15 protein-coding genes and 2 pseudogenes are annotated in these 22,129 nt (G+C 49.4%); 3 read left to right on the top strand and 14 right to left on the bottom strand.

The window, feature by feature from the left end:
- Positions 1 to 88 precede the first annotated feature (88 nt).
- A pseudogene (locus tag I1969_RS11385) lies at positions 89 to 369 on the top strand (transposase); the annotation flags it as partial.
- A 549-nt stretch (positions 370 to 918) separates the two neighbouring features.
- Here the strand turns inward: I1969_RS11385 and I1969_RS08105 are convergent.
- The 8 genes from I1969_RS08105 to I1969_RS08140 form a co-directional block, all read right to left on the bottom strand.
- The gene (locus I1969_RS08105; protein ID WP_117840743.1) at positions 919 to 1,275 is read right to left on the bottom strand and encodes a DUF2304 domain-containing protein; all 357 of its coding nucleotides are present in this window, start codon (positions 1,273 to 1,275) and stop codon (positions 919 to 921) included.
- Entirely contained in the window at positions 1,275 to 2,021 is a 747-nt protein-coding gene (locus I1969_RS08110; RefSeq protein WP_117840741.1) for a glycosyltransferase family 2 protein, read from the bottom strand. Before I1969_RS08110 ends, I1969_RS08105 begins: the two co-directional genes overlap by 1 nt.
- A gap of 605 nt (positions 2,022 to 2,626) precedes the next feature.
- Complete coding sequence (locus tag I1969_RS08115; protein WP_084591857.1) at positions 2,627 to 3,772, bottom strand: glycosyltransferase family 4 protein; 1,146 nt, start codon at positions 3,770 to 3,772, stop codon at positions 2,627 to 2,629.
- A gap of 33 nt (positions 3,773 to 3,805) precedes the next feature.
- Positions 3,806 to 4,666 carry a LicD family protein gene (locus I1969_RS08120; protein ID WP_195234459.1) on the bottom strand — a complete coding sequence of 287 codons (861 nt, stop codon included), beginning with the start codon at positions 4,664 to 4,666 and terminating at the stop codon, positions 3,806 to 3,808.
- Positions 4,667 to 4,670: 4 nt separating this feature from the next.
- On the bottom strand, positions 4,671 to 5,915 hold the full coding sequence (locus tag I1969_RS08125; protein WP_147326478.1) for an MATE family efflux transporter: 1,245 nt from the start codon (positions 5,913 to 5,915) through the stop codon (positions 4,671 to 4,673).
- Positions 5,916 to 5,959: 44 nt separating this feature from the next.
- Entirely contained in the window at positions 5,960 to 6,907 is a 948-nt protein-coding gene (locus I1969_RS08130) for a glycosyltransferase (protein WP_195234461.1), read from the bottom strand.
- Between the two features lie 108 nt (positions 6,908 to 7,015).
- Positions 7,016 to 9,085 carry a L,D-transpeptidase family protein gene (locus I1969_RS08135; protein WP_195234463.1) on the bottom strand — a complete coding sequence of 690 codons (2,070 nt, stop codon included), beginning with the start codon at positions 9,083 to 9,085 and terminating at the stop codon, positions 7,016 to 7,018.
- 42 nt (positions 9,086 to 9,127) lie between these two features.
- Positions 9,128 to 11,299: an NlpC/P60 family protein gene (locus I1969_RS08140; protein ID WP_158554630.1), complete on the bottom strand. Its 2,172-nt coding sequence runs from the start codon at positions 11,297 to 11,299 to the stop codon at positions 9,128 to 9,130.
- A 165-nt stretch (positions 11,300 to 11,464) separates the two neighbouring features.
- On the opposite strand from I1969_RS08140, the gene I1969_RS08145 reads away from it, so the two are divergent.
- Both I1969_RS08145 and I1969_RS08150 read left to right on the top strand, forming a co-directional pair.
- Entirely contained in the window at positions 11,465 to 13,237 is a 1,773-nt protein-coding gene (locus I1969_RS08145) for a phosphotransferase (protein ID WP_217495622.1), read from the top strand.
- 2 nt (positions 13,238 to 13,239) lie between these two features.
- A complete protein-coding gene (locus I1969_RS08150; protein WP_195234465.1) occupies positions 13,240 to 14,181 on the top strand; it encodes a DMT family transporter in 942 nt (313 codons plus the stop codon).
- A 61-nt stretch (positions 14,182 to 14,242) separates the two neighbouring features.
- Here the strand turns inward: I1969_RS08150 and I1969_RS08155 are convergent, their stop codons facing one another.
- The 6 genes and pseudogenes from I1969_RS08155 to I1969_RS08175 form a co-directional block, all read right to left on the bottom strand.
- A complete protein-coding gene (locus I1969_RS08155; protein WP_195234467.1) occupies positions 14,243 to 14,890 on the bottom strand; it encodes a C39 family peptidase in 648 nt (215 codons plus the stop codon).
- Entirely contained in the window at positions 14,890 to 16,143 is a 1,254-nt protein-coding gene (locus I1969_RS08160) for an N-acetylmuramoyl-L-alanine amidase family protein (RefSeq protein WP_195234469.1), read from the bottom strand. The genes I1969_RS08155 and I1969_RS08160 overlap by 1 nt, the downstream gene beginning before the upstream one ends.
- A gap of 340 nt (positions 16,144 to 16,483) precedes the next feature.
- Positions 16,484 to 17,437: a hypothetical protein gene (locus I1969_RS11115; RefSeq protein ID WP_229028348.1), complete on the bottom strand. Its 954-nt coding sequence runs from the start codon at positions 17,435 to 17,437 to the stop codon at positions 16,484 to 16,486.
- Between the two features lie 27 nt (positions 17,438 to 17,464).
- A pseudogene (locus I1969_RS11350) lies at positions 17,465 to 18,217 on the bottom strand (glycoside hydrolase family 25 protein); the annotation flags it as partial.
- A gap of 265 nt (positions 18,218 to 18,482) precedes the next feature.
- The gene (locus tag I1969_RS08170) at positions 18,483 to 20,693 is read right to left on the bottom strand and encodes an N-acetylmuramoyl-L-alanine amidase family protein (protein ID WP_082421895.1); all 2,211 of its coding nucleotides are present in this window, start codon (positions 20,691 to 20,693) and stop codon (positions 18,483 to 18,485) included.
- Between the two features lie 80 nt (positions 20,694 to 20,773).
- On the bottom strand, positions 20,774 to 21,994 hold the full coding sequence (locus I1969_RS08175) for a hypothetical protein (RefSeq protein WP_158554609.1): 1,221 nt from the start codon (positions 21,992 to 21,994) through the stop codon (positions 20,774 to 20,776).
- Between the last annotated feature and the right edge of the window lie 135 nt (positions 21,995 to 22,129).

The following is a 22,129-nucleotide window of genomic DNA, read 5'->3' on the forward strand; positions in this document are numbered from 1 at the left end:
GATGCGGGCGTGTTGGCTAAAATGGGTCGGCCGGGATTGGTCAATCTCGGCCGACTATATTTGGCTAAATTATTCCGGCGCTAACAGCATCCCGAAGCTCCGCTCCGGCAGCTTCTTCCCGGACGACGTGATCGAGCGCCACCGGCGCGTGGACCGCGCCCTCGTTGCCGCCGTCGCCGAGATGTACGCCACCGGCACGAGCACCCGCAAGGTGCAGAGGGTAGCCGAGAAGATAGGCGTCTCCAGGCTCTCGAAGGACCAGGTGAGCGCCATCGCCTCGAGCCTGGACCAGGCATCGAGGATCTGTACGGAAGGCCGCTCGAGGGCTCGCCAGTGCCCTACGTCTGGCTCGACGCGACCTACGTCAAGGAGCCCACTCTTCTTCGAGATTGTTTTCCGCAAGATAGCCAAAGCAATATCATTCCAAAGGCGTATTTAAAACCCAGCCCCACTGGGGCGTAGCGGTAGTGTGGTAGTAGTTCAGCCATCAGGCCAGTGATATCGTCCTAATAAATTTAACGGGTTAAAGGGCTAGCAAAAACCGATACATCATCTGCATTATGCATTACAAAATGATGCGTAACTACACACCACATCGAAATTAACCCAAATGGCTCGATAATGGAATTACGCTCTTTTGTAATGGAGTCCTCCGGCTGATTCTATTATCTGTTCTACATTATTAATACAAAACTATTCGACCACGACATAACAGCTGAAACAACATTGCAGCCGGAGCAGGGATATCGCCTCCATTGACAAGCAAATGGCAACCCGCGATGAGAATCATCGGATTTGGTACCGATCCAGACCTCAGCAAAGGGTATAAGCAACGTTTGTATAAGGCAGATTTCCACTTTCCTCAACTAGCAGCATTGAAGAACTAAAAGTAAACTGAATCAAATAATTGTATCAAGCTCAGTCATAATAATCCAACCGATTCTCAAGCTCTTTTTCGAGCAAGGCAATCCTTTGTGTAAGGCTTTTGATTGCCAAAACATGACGGCTCACCGCAACGCTAAGGGATAGAGAGATTGCAAGCAACAGCACAATTGCACCCAGGAAGAGGAAATTGGCCGGGTTAACAAACCCAATAGCCGTGGAGCAATAAAAAATAAGCTGAGGGAATAAATCACAAAGCAAGGCCGCCATGCACATTAAAATCCAAAGCAAAGAATACTTAAGAAGCATCTTTCCTTTGGATACGAGTCGAAGAACATAAACGAGGAACCCACCAAAAAAGATGGCTGCCCCAATCCTTAGAAAAAAATTCATTATTGGTCTCCCCTATGGATCCAACACACAAGGACAATAGCAAGCGTAACTTTAATCATGTAGTAGACGGAAGAGAGAACCCCAATGGATGAACGCCCGCCCTGGCGCTCATTCATCTTTACAGGTGCCTCCATAACGGGGAGACCAAGCTTCATAGCCAAAGCTATCGATTCCGGCTCCGGATAATCATCAGGATAGCTCTTGCAGAATAAGTCGATGGCGTCTTTATTGCAGGCTCTAAAGCCAGAAGTGGGATCGGTGACCGCCTTACCTGTAAGCAACTTAAGCAAAAAAGAGAGCCACCTGATTCCAACACGACGCATAAAGGTTGATTGGAAACCGTCGGTCTCGACCAAGAATCGAGAGCCTATCGCCAGACTCGCCCCACCCTCAATCAGCTTAACAAGCTCAGGTATATAAGAAGGATCATGTTGGCCATCGCCGTCAACCTGAATGTCAATATCATAACCAAATCTCTGAGCATACTTATGCCCCGCCTGGACCGCCCCACCGATACCAAGGTTCTGTGGGAGATCCAATATGTTGACATCATGCTCTCGACAAAGCCTAAGTGTCCCATCCTGTGAGCCGTCGTTAATTACGACATAGTCATATCCAGCAGCCTTAATAGAAGCAACGGTATTGAGAATGCATTCCTGCTCGTTATAAGCGGGAATAATTACCAGAACACGCGGATATCCTTTTGAATCTTTTGTTAAAGCAAATGACAATCGAGTTTCATCCATTCCAAATAATAGTTGGCCCTTAGCGACGCTCGAAGAAAATGCGGCCCTTACAGTCCAACGCACTGTCTAGTAATGAATAAAGTTTACAGCATCCGGACTAACCATCGCGAAGTTACATCTCAAGCTTGGATATTTAGTTTGCACGGCTGGCATACAGCTGACGTTCACCTGGAGCCCCCATCTGCCATCGCGAGATACAAATCCGCTGCGGCTCTCGCCCAATTGCGCGGTGCATAAGACTTCGACGCCATTCTAATCGGACAAAACTGCTCCAACTATCCCCCCCATCCCAACGATAGCCTTAATCTTTGGCACTAGCTTAAGGAAACGCGGTCTGGGTTGATACAGGCGAGGCCAACATGCAGCAGCGACGCGACGCCGGACGCTAGCAATAAATAGGCGCCGAGACCCATGTCGGCCCCAAAGCCAGGCGCAATAACAGCGGCGTGCTTCTTGATATTCAGCGGTGCTCAAGCGAGCAAATATTCATGAAATAGGAGGAATCGACAATACCAAAATCGGCACTTATATCCAACTTCACGCAAAAGCCGAACAAAAGCCCTTGATTATCAACTTCATCCGAACAAAAGCCAGCCAAGTATCACTTAGCAAATACAAAACGCCTTCTCGACATCCATAGCAGTGGCATCCCAGTTATATCGATTTTCAACAAGCGCCCTAGAGTTTCGAGACTGAAGAGAAAGCAGCTTTCGATCATCAAAAAGCCTGCATAATGCCGAAACCACCTCATCAGATGCCATGGACCGAATTATTGTGCCGTAGCTATCATCTAAGATAAGCTCGCGTGCCCCGCCCACGTCTGTTACCACTGCAGGCGTTCCGCAGGCTGAAGCTTCAAGAAGTACCGTTGAAAAGCCTTCGGAACGAGTTGGAAGACAAAGCACATCTGCTTGCTGAAGTAAGGAGGAAATATCCTCTGTGTTACATCTCCCAAGCCAAAACAAGTTAGACGAACAAGCTTCCTTGACCTCATTAGCCAGCGGACCATCCCCTGCAAGAACAAAACAAATATCACGCTTGGTAATATCTTTTGTGCGAGCCGCCTCAATAATTGAATAAATTCCCTTTTCAGGAATAAGCCGCCCGACAAAAGCTACAACCAAAGATGACTGAGGGATACCTAATTCAGATCGGAAATCTCTCCCCGAAGAAATACTCCTATAGAATGAGGCATTGATTGAGTTTGAAATTACGCCTTTTGCAGTGATATTAAAGTGCTGAAGCCATTCAACACTTTTAGAAGAAATCCCATAGAAATCAGGTTCAAACGACTTTACGCGATCAGTAATCCAATCTTCATATCGGCGAACAAAATAATCAAGAAATGGCTGATTGAAAGAGAGATACGCTGAGCCGTGGTCGAGAACAACAGCCTTAGCACTATGATCCGCAGCAAACTTCAGCCCTTCGAGCGAGAGAGGGAAAAGTCTCGTGTTTATCAGAACACCATTCCACTCATAATCATCAAGGGTTTGCAGGAGTCGGTAATAATCACTGGTTTTTTTGGGAAGAGGAAGTCTTCCATCAAGTAACGGAATGCAAGGAAGACGAATTACCTCCAGGCCGTTTTCGACTGAATGACCGACTCCCACGCGCATCGAATCATTAGTAACGATAACCACCCTATCGCCGCGTGCAGTCAAGGCGTGAGCGAGACCATCGACAAAATTACCAATTCCACTAAGTTGCGGGTGATAATGGTGAGTGAAAATACAAATAGAGGAGCTCATCACATAACCTCATCTGATATAGATGTCATATCCTTAATTCTGTGCCGTCCAGACTTCCCCATCTCCAAAGTCGAGCAAGAGCGGAAGATGGGTATGTCGATTATCCGGTGACGGTATTTTTTTCCAATCGCCATACATCGTTGTAAGATATGTATCCGTCATACGAGGAACAGGGAATTCACTGCCTTCGAAAACCGCACTGCTCAGAGGGAAAATCTCTGAAATAGGCACTGGCGCCATATTCGGCCAGCTTAACGTCAGACAGTAATCAGAGACCTCACCCGTATTTGAGTCGGCAATACAGGAATCGAACAAATCCTGGTAAGAGCATGCGCCTCGAGAAACCAGTTGTTCCACCACGTGCATAGCAGAACAACCAATTTGCTCGAGTTGACCAAGGAACCCTTTATGAGGGACAACAATGGAAGAAGAATGATATAAATAGGCTCTTTTCTGTGCAATTGATGCAGTTCGGACTTGCTTTGCACGAAGGCGTTTATCTGTATAGAGCTGGTCATATGGAAAGATGTCGACAAAAATGCCCATCGAACTGGAAGCCTCTCGAGCCTCTTGATTCTCGAAGCGAGTTCCATCGCGATACACCTTAGCAAACATCGCAGCATAGCCAGTAGTATTCCGCGATGTATGGAGCGAATATCCTTCCGGTAACCCACCCTCGGCTAAAGAGCAAAAGCGGTCATAATCTGAACGCATCATTCCGATATCTATATCATCATCCCAAGGGATAAACCCCCTATGACGCATTGCTCCTAAACATGTTCCACCGTCAAGCCACCACCTGATGCCGTGCTTAGAGCAGAATGCGGCGACAACCTGAAGGATATCCAATTCAGTGTTTTGAAGCTTTAATAGCGCGTGAGCTTTAGACATCATCGGCCTATCTCTTTTCCCCGAACCATTGTTGCGTCTGTTTCCCCAAAACAGAAGACTGATAAATAAGGCAAATGGCATTGGATATAAGCGCCGATACAGTAGGGCCATTTAAGCCAAACAGCATTTGCGCAGGAGCCATAACAGCGACAGCACTAATTAAGGACAGCATGCTGCCAACAAATACCCCTCGGTAATTATCAAGAGAAACCAACAAATCGTTGACAAACCAAGCGATGCCAGTCAAAAAGGCACAAGCCAACATAGGCTGAAGGAGATCGGTATGTTTAGCTATTCCAGCGCCATAAAACAGTGACAGCAATAATTTACCGAAAAAGAAAAGGGCAACTGAAGATATGACACCGACAAAAAAGATGCCAGCAAGTATTTTACCTATGAGCGAAAAAAAGGACTTTTCTCTAGAATGGTAACGCTCTACTAGATAACCTAATAAAGGATTATAAATATAGGTCGCACCCATTTGGATAATTGCCACAGGTGCAGCAACTGATGCATAAATACCCAGAGCAGAATCTCCGAATGAATAAGATAAATACTGCCTGGGAATATTCGGCGCCGCAGAAGCAGCAATGCCGCCCAGAACGATGGGCAAACAGCTACATAGGAAGGCTCTGACCTTCGCTCGGCTAATTCCAAGCTTGATTGCAGAAATCCGATTTGATCTTGGATAATCGTAAATAACTCCGATGCCTATTGTCACTACCGTCATAAGCAACAGTGCACCTTCGAGGCTATTAAAAAATCCAAAGACAAGAATGAATGAAAGGAGAGAGCCGATGCCCTGCATTATGAGGGATTTCCCAATATAGTCCATCCTATGACCAACCTGATCATTAGCATGCATGACATCAATGACTAAGCCAGCGGTTTTATAGAGAGCATACAGAAGAATAGCGGGCACCGTACCAATACGACACGTTGCAATGGAATAGACGGCTAACATTGCAAACGCTATAAAAGTAGTAAAGAAACGAAAAGTCAGGTATTCACCAGCAGAGTTTTTCCTTTCAACATCTGCAATTTGCACCGTGTACATCCTGTATTGGGCTAATTGAGAAAACATGTTGAAAATAGACATAGCCAGCGAATAAATGCCTGCAGCACTATATCCATCAGACAGCCGAACGACCAAAATGGTGATAAGCCACTGACAGCCTAAATTAGTCAACGAACCGACGGTATTCCAGAACATATTATGTTTAATCGAAAGAGTCTTCTCTGTGGCCTTCACAAATATAAGCGCCCTTCTAAACCTGTCGAAATGAGGATACGGAGCTATCTCGCAGCTTTAAGTTCTTTTAAAATCAAAATAAACAGCCAATTCGGCATAAGACGTATAATGATATCTGCTTTAGCGATAGACGGGCAAGCTCGTCGGTATTTAAGTAAACCAATTATGGAGCGCCGCTCCCTTGCTTCAGCGAACCCCAATATTTCCTTTAGATGCGATGAATCGGGAAATCTATCGGCAAATCGCCTAGCAGTATCAACCCTGTTTTTAACTCTTGTCGAATACCAATCATCTTTTGAAGAAACACCTGCAAGGAATCCAGTTTCGTTACCACCATGTCGACGATACTTAACCAAAGGAGTCATAGTAAAGCTGCACTTCCCCAGTTCACTGCAACCCAATGTCAACCACAAGTCATGTGCAGTCGATTCCGGAAAGGGAATCATCGACTTCGCCGCACTCGCATCTAACATGAGAGCCATACCAATGCCGTAACATACGCTTGCGGCCTGTACAGTAATATCCTCTCCAGAGCACCAATTTACTTCCGGCGAATTAGGATGAGCTTTCCTATAACTCTTTACCAGAATATTTCCGTTTTCGTCAATTACCGATCTATCACAAACATCTAGAATTGAGCCTTCTTCTAGCATATGGTTGAGCGAAACTTCAACTCTATTAGGCTCCCAAATATCATCCTGATCGCAAAGTACTACGTAATCCCCTTCCGCCAAGGAGAGCAGCGCCTCGAACGATTTGACATAACCGAGATTATTATCACCGTGATAATACCGATAGGCGTTTTTCGTTATATGCGCTTGGATAAACCGCTCTAATGAATCCGATTCAGGGCAGTCATTTCTAACTAGAAGCGTAAGCGGAAACGTTTGTTTATCTATCGAATCAAGTTGTTCCGCGAAAAACTTAAGATCGGGTTTATAAGCTGAGAGAAGTACGCATACGCCAATATCATTTCCCATTTCTATTTCCAAAAATCCTCCCAAATTCATTGCTTAAAGATTATCAAAGCACCCTCAGTTAAAAGAAACTCTTTTAAAAATAGAGTATTTATCCCTGTCTCTTAAAACGAGTGCCTAATATCAATAAGTAACAACCTTTGTTCCATAAGGAATGTTATCGTAAATCCATTTTGCATTCTGAATCTCAAGGCGTACGCATCCAGCAGAGGATGGAACGCCCATCGTGGGATCCATCACGCGGTTGCTGTTGACGTAGTAGGGTGAGGAATGGAATAAGTAATCACCATAGAACTGCGTGTAGTAATAGCAAGTATATCCATGCCCAAAGGAGTATCCCTTACCGTAGACTTGATACTCCCCTATCACCGTAGGCGTGCTAGCTTTTCCCGTCGAACATACATATCGACGGTTTAAGGACCAGTTATTCCAGGATCCAGTGTAAATACTCGTAACGCAACGTGACGTATCGACAAGTATCAGCCAATTTGTATTGCTTGAATAACTTTGAGCCTTAGCATCCATATAGTCTGACACCCACGCGCCGTTAGCCATAAAGAAATTCCAGGATCCGTCCACAACGCGCCAGCCAGTAGCCATAGCTCCACTAGCATCAAGCCAATACCAGGTGGCGCCCAGATTGAGCCATCCTGTCTGCATATAACCAGACGAATTCAAGTAATACCAAGATCCGTTAACGGCAACCCAACCGGTTTTCATAGCATAAGTGGACGGATCTAAATAGAACCAGGAGCCATCCTTGTACAGCCAGCCAGATCGTGCATAGCCAGCGGTCTCATCAAAAAAGTACCATTTTCCGTTAACGTTCTTCCATCCAGCGCAGGGGGAGCCATCGGTTGAATCAGCATAGAACTTACAGCCTCCAAGCATCACAAACCCGTGAGCTTCGACCAATTCGCCATCGCCGTTTGATGTAAACAGTTTTCCATTACGCAATGCTCCACACAATGAGCAATCAGAACCAGCAAAAGCCTTAGATGGCTCATCCTGAACCGAGTCCTGGACATCTACCCATTCACGACAAGCAACAGCGCCTGAAGCTTTTGCATAATAGCTTTTCCCATTTACAGAAAAATGACCAAGAAGCATTTTACCGTCGGCGGCAGGATCGAGATAATAGTATTGACCACCGTCCTTCAGCCATTCAGTCTTTATAATGCCCGACGCTTGAGAAGGCTCAGCGTAATACCAGTCTCCATCGCTCATAAACCAGCCAAGTGACAACGCTCCCGTTGAAGAAAAATGATACCGGTTGGATCCGATGACATAAAAGCCGGTAGCCATTCTATTGTCATTTGCGACATCGAGCCAATACCAAACGCCATTCACCAAACGCCAGCCCGATGCAAGTGCGCCGGAACCGTCAGCGTAATACCAGTCCGTCCCATCAAACGCCCAACCAACAGTCATTGCGCCGGAATCCGATAAATAGTAACGAGACGAACCGACAGAAACGATTCCTCTAGACATAACACCATCATTGGCGGGATCAAGCCAATACCAGTTATTGCCAGTTTGAAGCCAGCCGGTTAAGACTTCACCATTGCTACCCCAATACCATAAACCGTTATCAAGGTACCATCCATTAATCAGTCCATAGGTTCCAAGAAGATAAGGGTGCCCATCAATAACACGTCGACCAGTAGCCATAGAACAGCTGTTAAGGGAGTCAAACCAGTACCATTGGTCTCCAATAAACTGCCAGCCACTTGCCAGAGCGCCTGACGGACCCGCGTAATACCACTTATTTTCAGTAAAAATCCAGCCGCAGCTCATTGCGCCGTCACGAGCGGGGTCCAAGTAGTACAGCAAGTCGTCAATATTCTGAATTCCGGTCAAACGACAGCCATCTAGATAGTAATACCAGGACAAACCGTTCCATTGCCATCCAGATAGTTGTTCTGTAGTCGACGGGTCATGGCTATCGACAACCTGTAGGCTCGAATCTTCCGTTGTTTTGCCGGCACAATCGCTGGAGTCTTGAGAGCAACCGCCACCGACCAATGCTCCCGGCCCTCCTGTCGAGTCGCGCTCTACGACACCGTTATCCGCCCCCTCTTCCACGGCATAAGCAGTGCAAGAAAATGCGGGGGCTGTAACTGAAAGTAAGGCGGAAAATAGCATCAAGGCAATTACTCGCCAGCAAATTCGATGATCAATCCGAGCATTCATTTCAAGCCCCCAACCGGTACCGACTGTCTTGCAGGGAATCTATTAAATAAACGGACGAGCTGCGCCGATTACATTTCCCCTTGCGCTAATAGGATGAATTCCGACACCTTGATGAGGCCAGGAATCAATCATCAAGCCGCCGCCAAGTGCAATTGCAATATGACCGCGGTAATAAATCACATCGCCGCGTTGAATCGAGCTCGTGCTCACGGGCATAAAGATATTGCTTCGATACCAATTCATGGAATTGTAGGTTTGGCTTGGATCCCAGCGATGGTTATAAGGGTTGTAAACACCCATATCCATGCCAGTAGCATAAAGGCACTGCAAGACAAAACCAGAGCAATCAACAGCTCCACCGGGAGCGGTAGACCAAGGCTCAATATATTGCGTACCGATATACTCATAGGCGCGCTGGATAAAGGCGTTCACGCAATCTTCCCGCGTTGCTTCGACAGAAATGCGAGAAGGGGTCACATAGGTAAAGTATCCGGTGCAATAGCTAGGCAGCTGAACAGTCCAAGAACTGACCTGAGGATACTGGGATGGATTTTGCCAGCCAACTTTGTCGCACTGGCCATCGCTCCAGAAAATTCGGCGAACACCGTCGATGGTCCTTGCGCCCGTTGCCATAGCGCCGCTGCCGTCTAACCAATACCACTTACCCGAATCTTTAAGCCAGCCAACATGCATGCTTCCATTGGACTCAAGGTAATACCATGTTCCATTCAGGCATTTCCAACCAGTTGCCATTTTTCCGTCAGCGTTTAGGTAATACCATGAACCACCAGTAAAAACCCATCCGGTCTTCATCACGCCGGAATTGGCATCAAGCCAATACCAATCGCCGTCAATCTGCAGCCATCCAAGATGAATGGCACCCGTTCCGGGCTCAGCGTAAAACCTTAGATTTGCGACATTAACCCAGCCGGACGCAACCTGCCAACCATCAGCTCCAGCGGTTTTTAGAATAGCGCCGTTTTCGCGAATCACATCCTTGCAAAGATATCCATTATCATCGGCATATCTTTCAACGCCATCATTAACGGTAACCCAGCTTGAAACCACGAGCCTACCGCTCTGGTTTGCAAAACAATCGTTGCCGCTCACCTCAAATAAGCCCGTTTTCATTAGATGGCTAACAGGGTCCAGGTAATACCAGCTAGCGCCTTCTTTATACCAGTCAGAAATAAGCGCACCAGATTGAGAGGCTAGATACCAGCCGTTCTCGGACTGAGCCCAGCCAACAGCCATAACCCCATTGGGGTTCAAATAATATGCTGCATTGCCAAGGTCTAAATACCCAACGGACATCTTACCATCGGAGGCTGGGTCGAGATAATACCAAGCGCCGTTAACGAGTTTCCAGCCAGTGGCCGCAATACCGTTAGAGCAGTAATACCAATCTGCTCCGTCTTTGTACCATCCATTTGCGAGGCCATAGTCACCAAAAATGTAGGTTCTTCCATCAATCTTTTGACGACCCTTAAACATGATGAACGTCTGTGGGTCAAAATAATAGCGAGCCCCACCTATCGTTTGCCATGACGAAGCAAGGGCACCCGATGAATAAGCCCAGTACCAATTCCCGTCAACGAGAATCCAGCCGGTTTTCATAGCACCAGTGGCATCTAAATAGTATTTCCCGCTCCCGAGGTCGACAAAACCAACCTGCATTATATGGGTGGCAGGATCCAGGTAATACCATGTGCCGTCTTGATAAAACCAACCAGCAGCTAAATCGCCTCCAGCATTGGCATAAAACCAATTTCCATCTGAGTTACGTAGCCAGCAGTTCTGATATAGCGCGCCAAAAGGCGTTGCGGCATTGCCGTCATTCGCATAAAACGAAGCAGTCGATCCGCCAGCATCGGTCACATTGAAATAACCTGTCTGCATTGCACCATCATTGGCTGGATCAAGCCAATACCAATAGCCCCCGCTTTGCAGCCAGCCAGTTTGGTGTTTACCGTTTTTTCCGTAATACCAAACTCCAGACGACTCGTCTCGTTGCCAGCCATCTTTTATGACGGAAGAATTATCAGGTTGCAAATCATCGGAAACCACAGAAGAAAAATCCGCTTTTGACTCAATACTCTGAGCCTCAACGGAATCCTGTGCAAACGCGACATTCGCACTCAGGGGCAAGCAGCAAGCAGTGATTAATGACGCAGCAGCACAAACAAGCGTGGCCTTCTTTTCGAATCGATACATAAGCGACCCTCCCAGATATCTCATTTATTAATTTTAATCCACATTCCAGGATTGATTTTCGTTACTGTCTGTTCAGTCTATGTAGATAAATATATTAAATTGAACATAACGTTCAATCATTCTATTCTTTTCCTAAGCAATGAACATCTTAATTGGAGGCCTGCAGTGGAACTGACCAAGCGTAACTTTACTGTTCTGTACGAATACCTAAAGAACCCATATGCCAGCCAGCGAGAAGTTGCCGAGCGCACTGGCCTCTCACTTGGATCGGTAAACGCAGCAAATAAAGAGCTTACGAATGAAGGCCTTCTCGAATCGGACAGCCTAACCGACAACGGTTACGAAGCACTTCACCCCTATAAGGTTGAAAACGCAGTGATATTGGCTGCGGGGCTTTCGAGCCGCTTTGCTCCCATTTCGTATGAAAAGCCCAAAGGCCTTTTAAAGGTACGTGGTGAGATTCTCATCGAACGTCAGATTAGGCAGCTGCAAGACGCAGGTATCAGCAATATCACCGTCGTTGTCGGCTATAAAAAAGAGTATTTCTTCTATCTCGAAAGCAAGTTCGGCGTTTCGATTGTCGTCAACAACGAATATGCATCCAAAAATAACCACGCATCGCTTATGTGCGTAAAAGAGCGGCTTGGCAACACCTATATTTGTTCAAGCGATGATTACCTTCTAAACAATCCGTTTGAAGCATACGTTTGGAAAGCATTTTATTCTGCTCAATATGCTGAAGGCGCCACCAAAGAATGGTGCATTCAAACCGGAGCAATGGACAGAATCACCAATGTTACGATTGGCGGTTCCGATGCTTGGTATATGCTCGGACATGTCTACTTTGATAAAGCCTTCTCGCTTGCATTTAAGCAGATTCTCGAAACGGAATATAACAAGCCCGAAACAACGGACAAGCTTTGGGAAGATCTATATATCGAGCACATCAAGGAGCTCGATATGGTGATCAAAAAGTATCCTGAGGGCGAGATCAACGAATTCGATTCTCTTGATGAACTGCGTGCCTTTGATCCGCATTTTATCGAAAACGTTGACTCCGATATTTTCGATAACATCGAGCAAGTGCTCGGCTGCTCCAAATCAGAGATTCACGACGTTTATCCCCTTAAACAAGGTCTTACGAATCTATCGTGCCACTTTAGAACCAATGACGGAGAGTACGTTTACCGCCATCCGGGAGTCGGGACCGAACTGCTTATTAACAGAAATGGAGAAGTAGCCGCACTTAAAAAGGCCAAGGAACTCGGCCTTGACGACACGTTCATTCATGAGGACCCAAAGCGCGGTTGGAAAATTTCGAAGTTTGTACCCAACGCAAAGCAGCCTGATCCGCATGATGATGCCCAAATGAATCGAATGATGCAGATGTGTCGTTCGCTTCACGAGAGCGGTGCAAATGTCGAAACCGAATTTGACTTCTACCTCGAAGCGAAGCGCTACGAATCACTTCTTTTGGAAAAAGGCCCTATCGACATTCCAGGCTACAGGGAAATGGCCGCCGAAATCGATGAATTGGAGCACTTTGTCCAGGCCGACAATGCGCCAAAATGCCTTTGTCACAATGACTTCTTTTACCTCAATTTCCTTATCGATGAAAACGACAAGTACTATCTCATTGACTGGGAATATGCTGGCATGAGCGATTATGCAAACGATTTTGGAACGTGCAGTGTCTGCTGCGAGCTTTCCGAAGATGAAGTCGACCGCGCGCTTGATGCATATTTTGGGCGCAAGGCAACAAACAACGAAGTTGCACATAACTATGCGCACATTGCCCTTGCAGGATGGTGCTGGTACCTCTGGTCTCTTCTGAAAGAAGCCGAAGGCGACTTCGTAGGCGAATGGCTCTATATCTACTTCAATTACAGTGCCAAATACCTTAAAAAGGCACTGGAGATCTATCGAAAAGGTGAGTAACGATGCAATTCGGCTTTTTTAGCGGTCTTCTTTGGGGCCTTGATACAGTAATACTTGGAATCGGTTTGGCGCTCGCGCCCTATATTGGATCGGCGGAAGCGCTTGCATGTGCCTCCATTGCGGGATCTTTTCTCCATGATGCCTTCTGTGCGATCTGGCTCTTTGGGTACATGGGAGTTCGAGGCAGATTAAAAGACACGCTCGCTGCACTTAAAACTCGTTCGGGCAAGGTCGTCATCGCCGGCGCACTGCTCGGTGGACCTATCGGAATGACCGGATACGTATTGGCGATTAATAATATCGGAGCAGCCTACACGGCAATTATATCCGCCTTCTATCCCGCTGTCGGAGCATTCCTTTCTTTCGTGCTGCTGAAGGAGAAAATGGGCAAAGGACAGATTCTTTCCCTTCTCGTTGCTCTTTGCGGCGTAATGACGATGGGCTATCTATCGGCCGGATCGAGCGAGATTGCAAATGCCCCCCTCGGCTTACTCGGCGCGGTGCTTGCTGTTATCGGATGGGGATCCGAAGCGGTGCTGTGCGCATGGGGAATGAAAGATGATGCCGTTGATGACGAAACGGCTTTGCAAATCCGCGAAACTACAAGTGCGCTTGTTTATGGAGTGCTTGTACTCCCCCTCTTCGGAGCATGGCATTTCACGCTGGGTGCCATCCCGAGCATGCCTACATTGATTATTGCACTCGCCGGACTCGCAGGAACTGCATCCTATCTGTTCTATTACAAGGGGATTGCGGCAATCGGAGCAGCGCGTGCGATGGCTCTGAATATCTCCTATTCGGCATGGTCGGTGGTCTTTGGCCTGATCTTGCTTGGAAAAATTCCCGATATGGCATCCGTAATCTGCTGCGTTGTAATTGTATGCGGAACAGTTTTGGCAGCTAGTAACTGGGACGAACTATTTGGACGTAATAAGACGGCGTAGCTTGATTAACAATATAGTAAAAGGGGAGAGCTCGACGAGCTCTCCCCTTTTAGCATCATGGCTATTCAATTACCACAGCCTGGCTATCCATCTGTTGCCACGTGCCGAAGAACACCTGGGCATTTCGCGTAACATTGCCGTTAATCGAATCCGAAAGATAGACAATTCCCTGCTCGTCATCATAGCCTTTAAGGACTACGGCATGATTACCGCCCCACAGACCATAGGAATGCCCGTTATACCAACGAGCAGCATAACGGCCTCCTGGCCAACTTCCCCATTCGGTATTCCACATCTCAACAGGTTGTCCACAGGTCAGTCTGTTCTTAATGGAAGAAATTGACGAGAAAGAAACGTCTTTTGCCTGCATGATACTTCCCGCAGCGCGCAGAAAGTTATTACCAGCAATAGTAATCGCAGGGGCGACGCATCCCATGAGACCCCCGCTGCTACGCCTTGGGTTGCCATCAAAGGCGGTAACAAAGTTGCCGTTGCTTCCCTTGGGCAAGTAATAATCCGCAATAATCGTCTTACCTAAACCGAAACCATAGTAGTTAAGCAAGTTTGTAAGGGCAACCGACTCACAGCCAGTAGGAAGTTCCGGGTACTGCGAATAGCACGGGACATCGACCCAAGCGCCAACCATTGCGCCGGATGAACTGAACTTGTAGTCAGTAGAGCCGATCCAATACCAACCGTTGCTCAACATTACTCCCCCACGTGCGGCATCAAGGTAATACCATGTGCCCCAAGGGAAAGCCATCCCGTTTTCATCGCGCCAGAAGCGGAATCCAGCCAGTACCAGTTGCTGCCATCGTTAAGCCAGCCGGTCGCCATTCGACCATCCGAGTTAAAGTAATACCAAGACCCAGCAATTTGCTGCCACCCAGTCAGAATTACTCCACTAGCAGAACAATAATATCGAGCACCCTGACTCTCAATCCAACCAGTTCTGGCATTACCGTCGTCGTCAATCAGCTGGATTCCCGAATCGGTCATGATGCCTTTAAGGTCAATTGCGCCGCTGGATGACGAATGATACATCCAAGACCCATCACCGTTTGACCAGCAATTAGCCATCATCTTGCCGGTACTATTAAATATGTATTCACATGATCCGATAGTTTGAACGCCCGTGGCCATGGCGTGCGTCGAGGGATCGAGCCAGTACCACGCACCGTTTAGGTTGAGCCAGCCGGAGGCGAGGGCGCCGGAGCCAGTCGCGTAGTACCAGGTCCCGCCGTCGAGGACCCATCCGGTCGCCATCGCGCCGGAGGCGCTGAACCAGTACGCTGAGCCGTTGCACGCGTGGAGGCCCGTCACCATGGCGCCGCCCGCGTCGGGGTCGAGCCAGTACCAGGAACCGCCGGTGTAAAGCCAGCCGGTCGAGGCGATACCGTCAGCGAACCAGTACCAGGAGCCGTCGACGAAGCCCCAGCCGTTAAGAGGGCCGCAGCTGCCGAAGTAGCGGCGGACGCCCTGCGCATCAGTCTGGTAACCCGTCAGCATGGCCCCCGTCCGGGCGTCGAAGCAGTAGGGCACGCCGCCGACGGAAACGGGGCCGCGCGCCAGCGCGCCGGAGCCAGTCGCGTAGTACCAGGTCCCGCCGTCGAGCACCCAACCGGTCGCCATCGCGCCGGACGAATTAAACCAGTACAGGGAGCCGTTGCACTCGTGAAAGCCCGTCGCCATGGCGTGCGTCGAGGGATCGAGCCAGTACCACGCACCGTTTAGGTTGAGCCAGCCGGAGGCCAGCGCGCCTGAGCCCGTCGCGTAGTACCAGGTCCCGCCGTCGAGCACCCATCCGGTCGCCATCGCGCCGGAGCCATTGAACCAGTATGCGGAGCCATTGCACTCATGGAGCCCGATGGCCATGGCGTGCGTCGAGGGATCGAGCCAGTACCAGGCCCCATTGGTATAGAGCCAGCCAGAATGCAACGAGACCGGATTGACTGAATCCACATAGAACCAGTTGCCGTCAAACGAATTCCAACCCAGATTCCATTTAACGGATTCTTGAGCAGGACCATCATCGATTGAATCGGAAGGAGAAAGAGTCGAGGGGACGGATTGCCTCTCAATATCAGTAGGGATAGAGGAGCTTATGGGTTCTGCGTTCGCGATATCAACCACACCGGGCCCAGCGAGCAGTAGGGTTGAAAGAATGATTAGGATTAATATTATTCGCTTTTTCCTTGCCATGTGCAGCCCCCAGTAGTAACCAATTTTTACATAAACATAGTCTACAAATGGATGGCTAAGAGCAATATGTAATTAGAAAAAAGCAATTAAAGAAGAGCTGCTAGCCAAGCCATACACCATTGCTAGCAAAAGAGTATTGCACCCCATCGATTTCTTGAACACCCGTAGTCATTGCGTGCGTCGTGGGGTCAAGCCAGTACCAGGCGCCGCCGACGTATGCCCAGCCGGAGGCCAGCACGCCTGATCCCGTCGCGTAGTACCAGGTGCCGCCGTCGAGGACCCAACCGGTCGCCATCGCGCCGGAGGCGTTGAACCAGTACGCGGAGCCGTTGCACTCGTGGAGCCCAGTGGCCATGGCGTGCGTCGAGGGATCGAGCCAGTACCACGCACCGTTTAGGTTGAGCCAGCCGGAGGCGAGGGCGCCGGAGCCAGTCGCGTAGTACCAGGTCCCGCCGTCGAGGACCCATCCGGTCGCCATTGCGCCGGAGCTGTTGAACCAGTATGCGGAACCGTTGCACGAATGGAGGCCCGTCGCCATGGCGCCGCCCGCGTCGGGGTCGAGCCAGTACCAGGAGCCGCCGGTGTAAAGCCAGCCGGTCGAGGCGATACCGTCAGCGAACCAATACCAGGAGCCGTCGACGAGGCCCCAGCCGTTAAGGGGACCGCAGCTGCCGAAGTAGCGGCGGACGCCCTGCGCATCAGTCTGGTAACCCGTCAGCATGGCCCCCGTCCGGGCGTCGAAGCAGTAGGGCACGCCGCCGACGGAAACGGGGCCGCGCGCCAGCGCGCCGGAGCCAGTCGCGTAGTACCAGGTGCCGCCGTCGAGGACCCATCCGGTCGCCATCGCGCCGGAGGCGTTGAACCAGTACATGGAGCCGTTGCACTCGTAGAGCCCGGTGGCCATTACACCGCCCGCGTCGGGGTCGAGCCAATACCAGGCTCCGCCCTGGCGCAACCATCCGGTATACGCTTTGCCGTCAGAGGTTGCGTAATACCAAGTGCCCTCTTTTAACTGCCAGTAATAAAGAGAGACATCAACATACGCGTAATTCATATCAACATTTCCGCTAATACCAGAAACTTTTCCGCGGCTTGTATACTGCCAAAAGCTGTAACTGGCGGTATAGTGACATTGGGAGTTGTATTGAGCAATCCAATGATCCCAAGAACCGCTCTTAAATACAGGGTCGGTCAATATATTGTTAAACCAATTTAGGTTTGCATAAATGCCTGGCTTATATCCAGCACTAGAAATCTTATTACAGAATGTCTGAGCTCTAGATGCAATTCCGGATTGACGACCATCTGCAATAATTGTCTTGTCCTCAAGATCGTAATACACCGGTAGCCTAGGATTGTGCCCCGATAGGCAGTCAATCACCATGGACGCCTCATCGGCTGCCTGTTGATTATCAAAAGCATATGAATAGACATAGACGCCGTAGGGAATTCCGAGTCGCTCGCACTCAGAAATATTTCGATTAAATTGATAGTCAACTCGACCGCCGAAAGACGGAGCGCCAAACCCAACGCGCAGAATAGCGAAATCGATGCCAGAAGCTTTAACTGCGTCCCAATCAATACGCCCTTGGTGCTCGCTGACGTCAATGCCCTGAGCTGTAACCCCATCGGGAAGAGCGTCCATAGACAATAAAGCTATTCCGTCTTCTTCGGAAGAAGCATCATCTGAAACTAATTGTCCACCCTCATAACGCCAAGAATTCTCAACCAGAGTCTGAGCAGCCTCTGCATCCGCAGGGCATACAAACATAGAAACGGGCGCAAAGAGCATCAGCACCAACAATGCCGAAAACAACTTAAGATGTTTGTTCATGTAAACCTCGTCATTCGCTCTTGATTGCGTCTAGCTTACAGCATAGCTATGAAAGATTCCCGAACATCTAACAGGACAAGATGCCATCTAGGACAATAAATAGTTGGGCGCAATGCTGCAAAGAAAAGAAGAACTTACCGGCAGGGTTGAACCCGCAGGCTCATTGCCCCCTCCTCTTGCCCCCAAGAATACCGACTTCAAATAAACTTTCAAACCAGATGTCAAAAAGGTAGGGGGCCCAGAGAGTCCCCTACAACTCGGAATTCTAACGAATCAGTATTACTTTCGATGGGCCCAAAGCGGTCAAACCGGAGATGCGATTTCCATAACCATCACTATGCCAGAACAAATTTTCGCTCGGCGAATTGCCCCAGAAAAAGCCAATGTGGCTATCGTCCGCATATGGGTTGTAAGGATTGAAGAACACAATGTCCCCCTTACGAGCCAAACCACTACGTAACAACTCATCAATAGAGTTGAAATAAGTCACGTTCGCACACGTATCGATAGCGTAGCCGTACCAACGATAAGCGTTTACGCAGCCGCCCCTTCCGGGACCTCCACTCCAAGGGGAATGGCTCTGCTCGGCGGCAATGGGAGCTAAATTCCCGCCCGCCTTCATATATGCATGCGATACAAATCCACCACAATTCATGCCCGTATAACCGTCCCAACGCGGATCACCCTTTGGGTACATGCACGTTTCCTGGCTGAGATGCGTGTCGTAGCGTGTTCCACGGTAATAGCCGTCGTTTTCGTGGCTCATAAGCCAATTGACCAAGCTGGACCTATTGACCCCCAAAACAGAACCAGACGTATTCAACCATGCACCACTTGCATTGAAGTAATAGTCAACGCCATCGATTTTCAGCCACCCGTTAGCAAACATGGCACCCGAAGGCTGGAGCCAGTACCACGTACCGCCGTCATTAAGCCATCCAGTTTTCATCTTGAATGTGGAAGGGTCCATCCAATACCACGCACCGTTGACATATTGCCAACCAGACTTAAGGACACCATTGGAAGATGCGTAGTACCAAGTATTGCCACTTTCGTCAGAAGCGTCTTTCGACATAATCCAACCAGACGCCACGTTAACGACACCATTCGCATCCGCATAGAAAACCGCATCTCCAATATGAATCACACCTGGCAATGAAGACGAGTCAGTACGATCAGCGACTACAGGAGATCCATCAGATGAAGTAGGCAACGGCTCGCTCAGTGCTCCAGACGAATTCGCCCATGCCATACCATCGTTCAAGTTGATCCAGCACGAAGATGCCATTGCACCGGAATCATAAGAAAAATAGCGCTTGCTTCCTACCGCAAATTCACCAGTACGCATTGCGCCGGATACATCATCAAGGTAATACCAGGCGCTTCCGGACTTTATCCATCGCCCTCGTTGAATAGCTCCGTTTGATGCGGCGTAATACCAAGTACCATCAGCAAGTGCCCAGCCTGTTGCCATGGCACCTGAGCTCGTAAGGAAATAGGTGGACGAGCCCACTTGCACAAAGCCCGTGAGCATAATATGGCTTCCTGGATCCAGGTAATACCAAGAATTCCCTAGAAGTAACCAACCTCCATGCAGTAAGCCGTTGGAGTCAGCGTAATACCAGTTGTTGTCAATAAGTGCCCACTGGGAGGATAGCATGGCCCCTGAACTGTTAAAGATATAAGAGGTGCCATTGCATTCATTCAGCCCGGTGGCCATAGAACCGTCTGCAGGATCAAGCCAGTACCAACGACCCCCATCCGAGAGCCAGCCCTTTACCAGAGCGCCAGAGCCGGAAAAATAATGCCAGACAGAAGCATCAAGATGCCATCCGATAAGCATTGCACCAGAAGAAGAGAATCCATACGTGGCTCCCCCAATCTGCAGCATCGCATCGTGGACCATCTTGCCCTCATCATCCAGCCAATACCAGTTGCTGCCGTCTGAAAGCCAGCCTTTTACCATGGCGCCAGAACCGGAGAAATAACGCCAAGCAGAAGTGGAGCCCGTAGAATCTAGGTACCAGCCGACACGCATTGCGCCCGAAGAGGAGAAGGCATACGTCGCACCCCCGACTTGAACCAACCCATCCTGAGCCATTCGACCTTCGTCGTCGAACCAGTACCAGCTACCGTCTATATGTCTCCAAGAAGAAACAGCGATTGTTCCGTCGGACAAGCCCCAACGCCAAAAACCAGCCCCTTCTTCGGGTGATATCCACCCCTGATGCCAAATAATTTGATTCGAAACCTCGGAAGGGGTCTCATTATCCACCTGAGAGTTCTGCTCGACAGCGAAGGTCGATTCGCGCTGAGCATCAACGCCTGACTCGACAGAAGCAATAGCAACGTTAGATGCGGGACCTTCGTCAGTGTTATTCGAATCAAGGGCGTATAACATCGAGGGCGAACCCAAAAGGAGCCCAAAAGAAATGAGGCCCGAAAAAGCCAGCACTCCGAATGACCATTTCTTCATAACAGCACGGTATCCAATCACGCAGCGGCCCCGTCGCTTCAGGGCAACGGGGCCTCAATCAAAACTAGCTCAGTAATGTGCTAGCCAATTTGCTGGCAGTTTTTGCACTCTCGTGAAGCGCCACGCCTCTGGGCCTCCTGAATAGAGATCTGCGAATAGCCCTTTGCGTCCTTACCAACGGTACGGCACTTATGCGTATGGTAAACATCGCTACCGTTCTTATACCAAACTAAACCGTAGCCCGGAATCCACTTGCCGTCCTCGCCGACATAGTAGGAGCCAACCCAGGCATTCGTAGCCATGGCACCGGAAGACTGGAGGTAGTAGTCGCCGACCCAGGCGTCGTGAGCCATAGCGCCGGAACCGCTAAAGTAGTACCAGGCGCCGCCGACCTGACGCCAGCCGGTGGCCATCGCGCCGGAATCGTCGAACCAGTACCAAACTCCACCAACGTTAGCCCAAGAGTTAGAGGCCATAGCGCCCGAACCTCCGAGCCAATACCACGTGCCGCCATTGCTGAGCCAGCCGGTTGCCATGGCGCCCGAACCGCTCGCATAGTACCAAGAGCCGCCTGCCAAGAACCAGCCAGTGGCCATTGCACCGGAGTCGCCGAACCAGTACCAGGAGCCGCCGAGGCTGCGCCAGCTGTTAGCGACCATGGCGCCCGAGCCGTCGAGGTAGAACCACGTACCGCCGATGTTGAGCCAGCCAGTGACCATCGCACCGGAGGCATTAGTGTAGTACCAGGTACCCGAATCGTTGATCCAGCCAGTCAGCATGACCCCAGATTCGTTGAAATAGTACCAAGCCCCGCCGAGATTATGCCAACCGGTCAATAGCTCACCGTCGGAGGTCGCATAGGACCACTTTCCGTAGATGGAGTCGTAGAACCAGCCACTATGCTGCATGCGGCCATCGGCGTTGGCACCAGGGGTGTTCAGGAAGTAGTTCTTGCCGTCAATCTGAACTCGGCCGTATGCCATATCATGGTTTTCGGGATAGAAGTAATACTTGTCCCCACCGATAGACTGCCAGCCCGACACCGCGGTCCCGTCAGCGCCAAAATAGTACCAGACAGCTTCGTATTCGTTATGCCACTGGTTCGTGACCATGGCGCCAGTTTCGGGATCGAAATAGCGAAGGTTGCCGTCCTCGCACCGAACGAGTCCAGTCTTCGGACGACCGTCGGAACACCATTCCGTAATCGGTCCACCGCCTCCGCCACCGCCAGCAATATCAGCAAATGAGGGCGCCGGGGCAACCGTCATGCAGGCAGCAGCAAATGCAACAACTCCCAGCACTGTTAGTCCGTGCCATCTTTCTCGAAGGTTTTTCATACGACATCCTTTTTCCGAGATTTAAGGCTCTCTTAAGTTATTTTTAAACTATCAATTCAGTATTTCAACGGGAAATCGATAAAAGGTGTCTTTGTGACT

Source organism: Collinsella aerofaciens (assembly GCF_015548375.1).
In the GTDB taxonomy this organism is placed as follows: domain Bacteria; phylum Actinomycetota; class Coriobacteriia; order Coriobacteriales; family Coriobacteriaceae; genus Collinsella; species Collinsella aerofaciens_AB.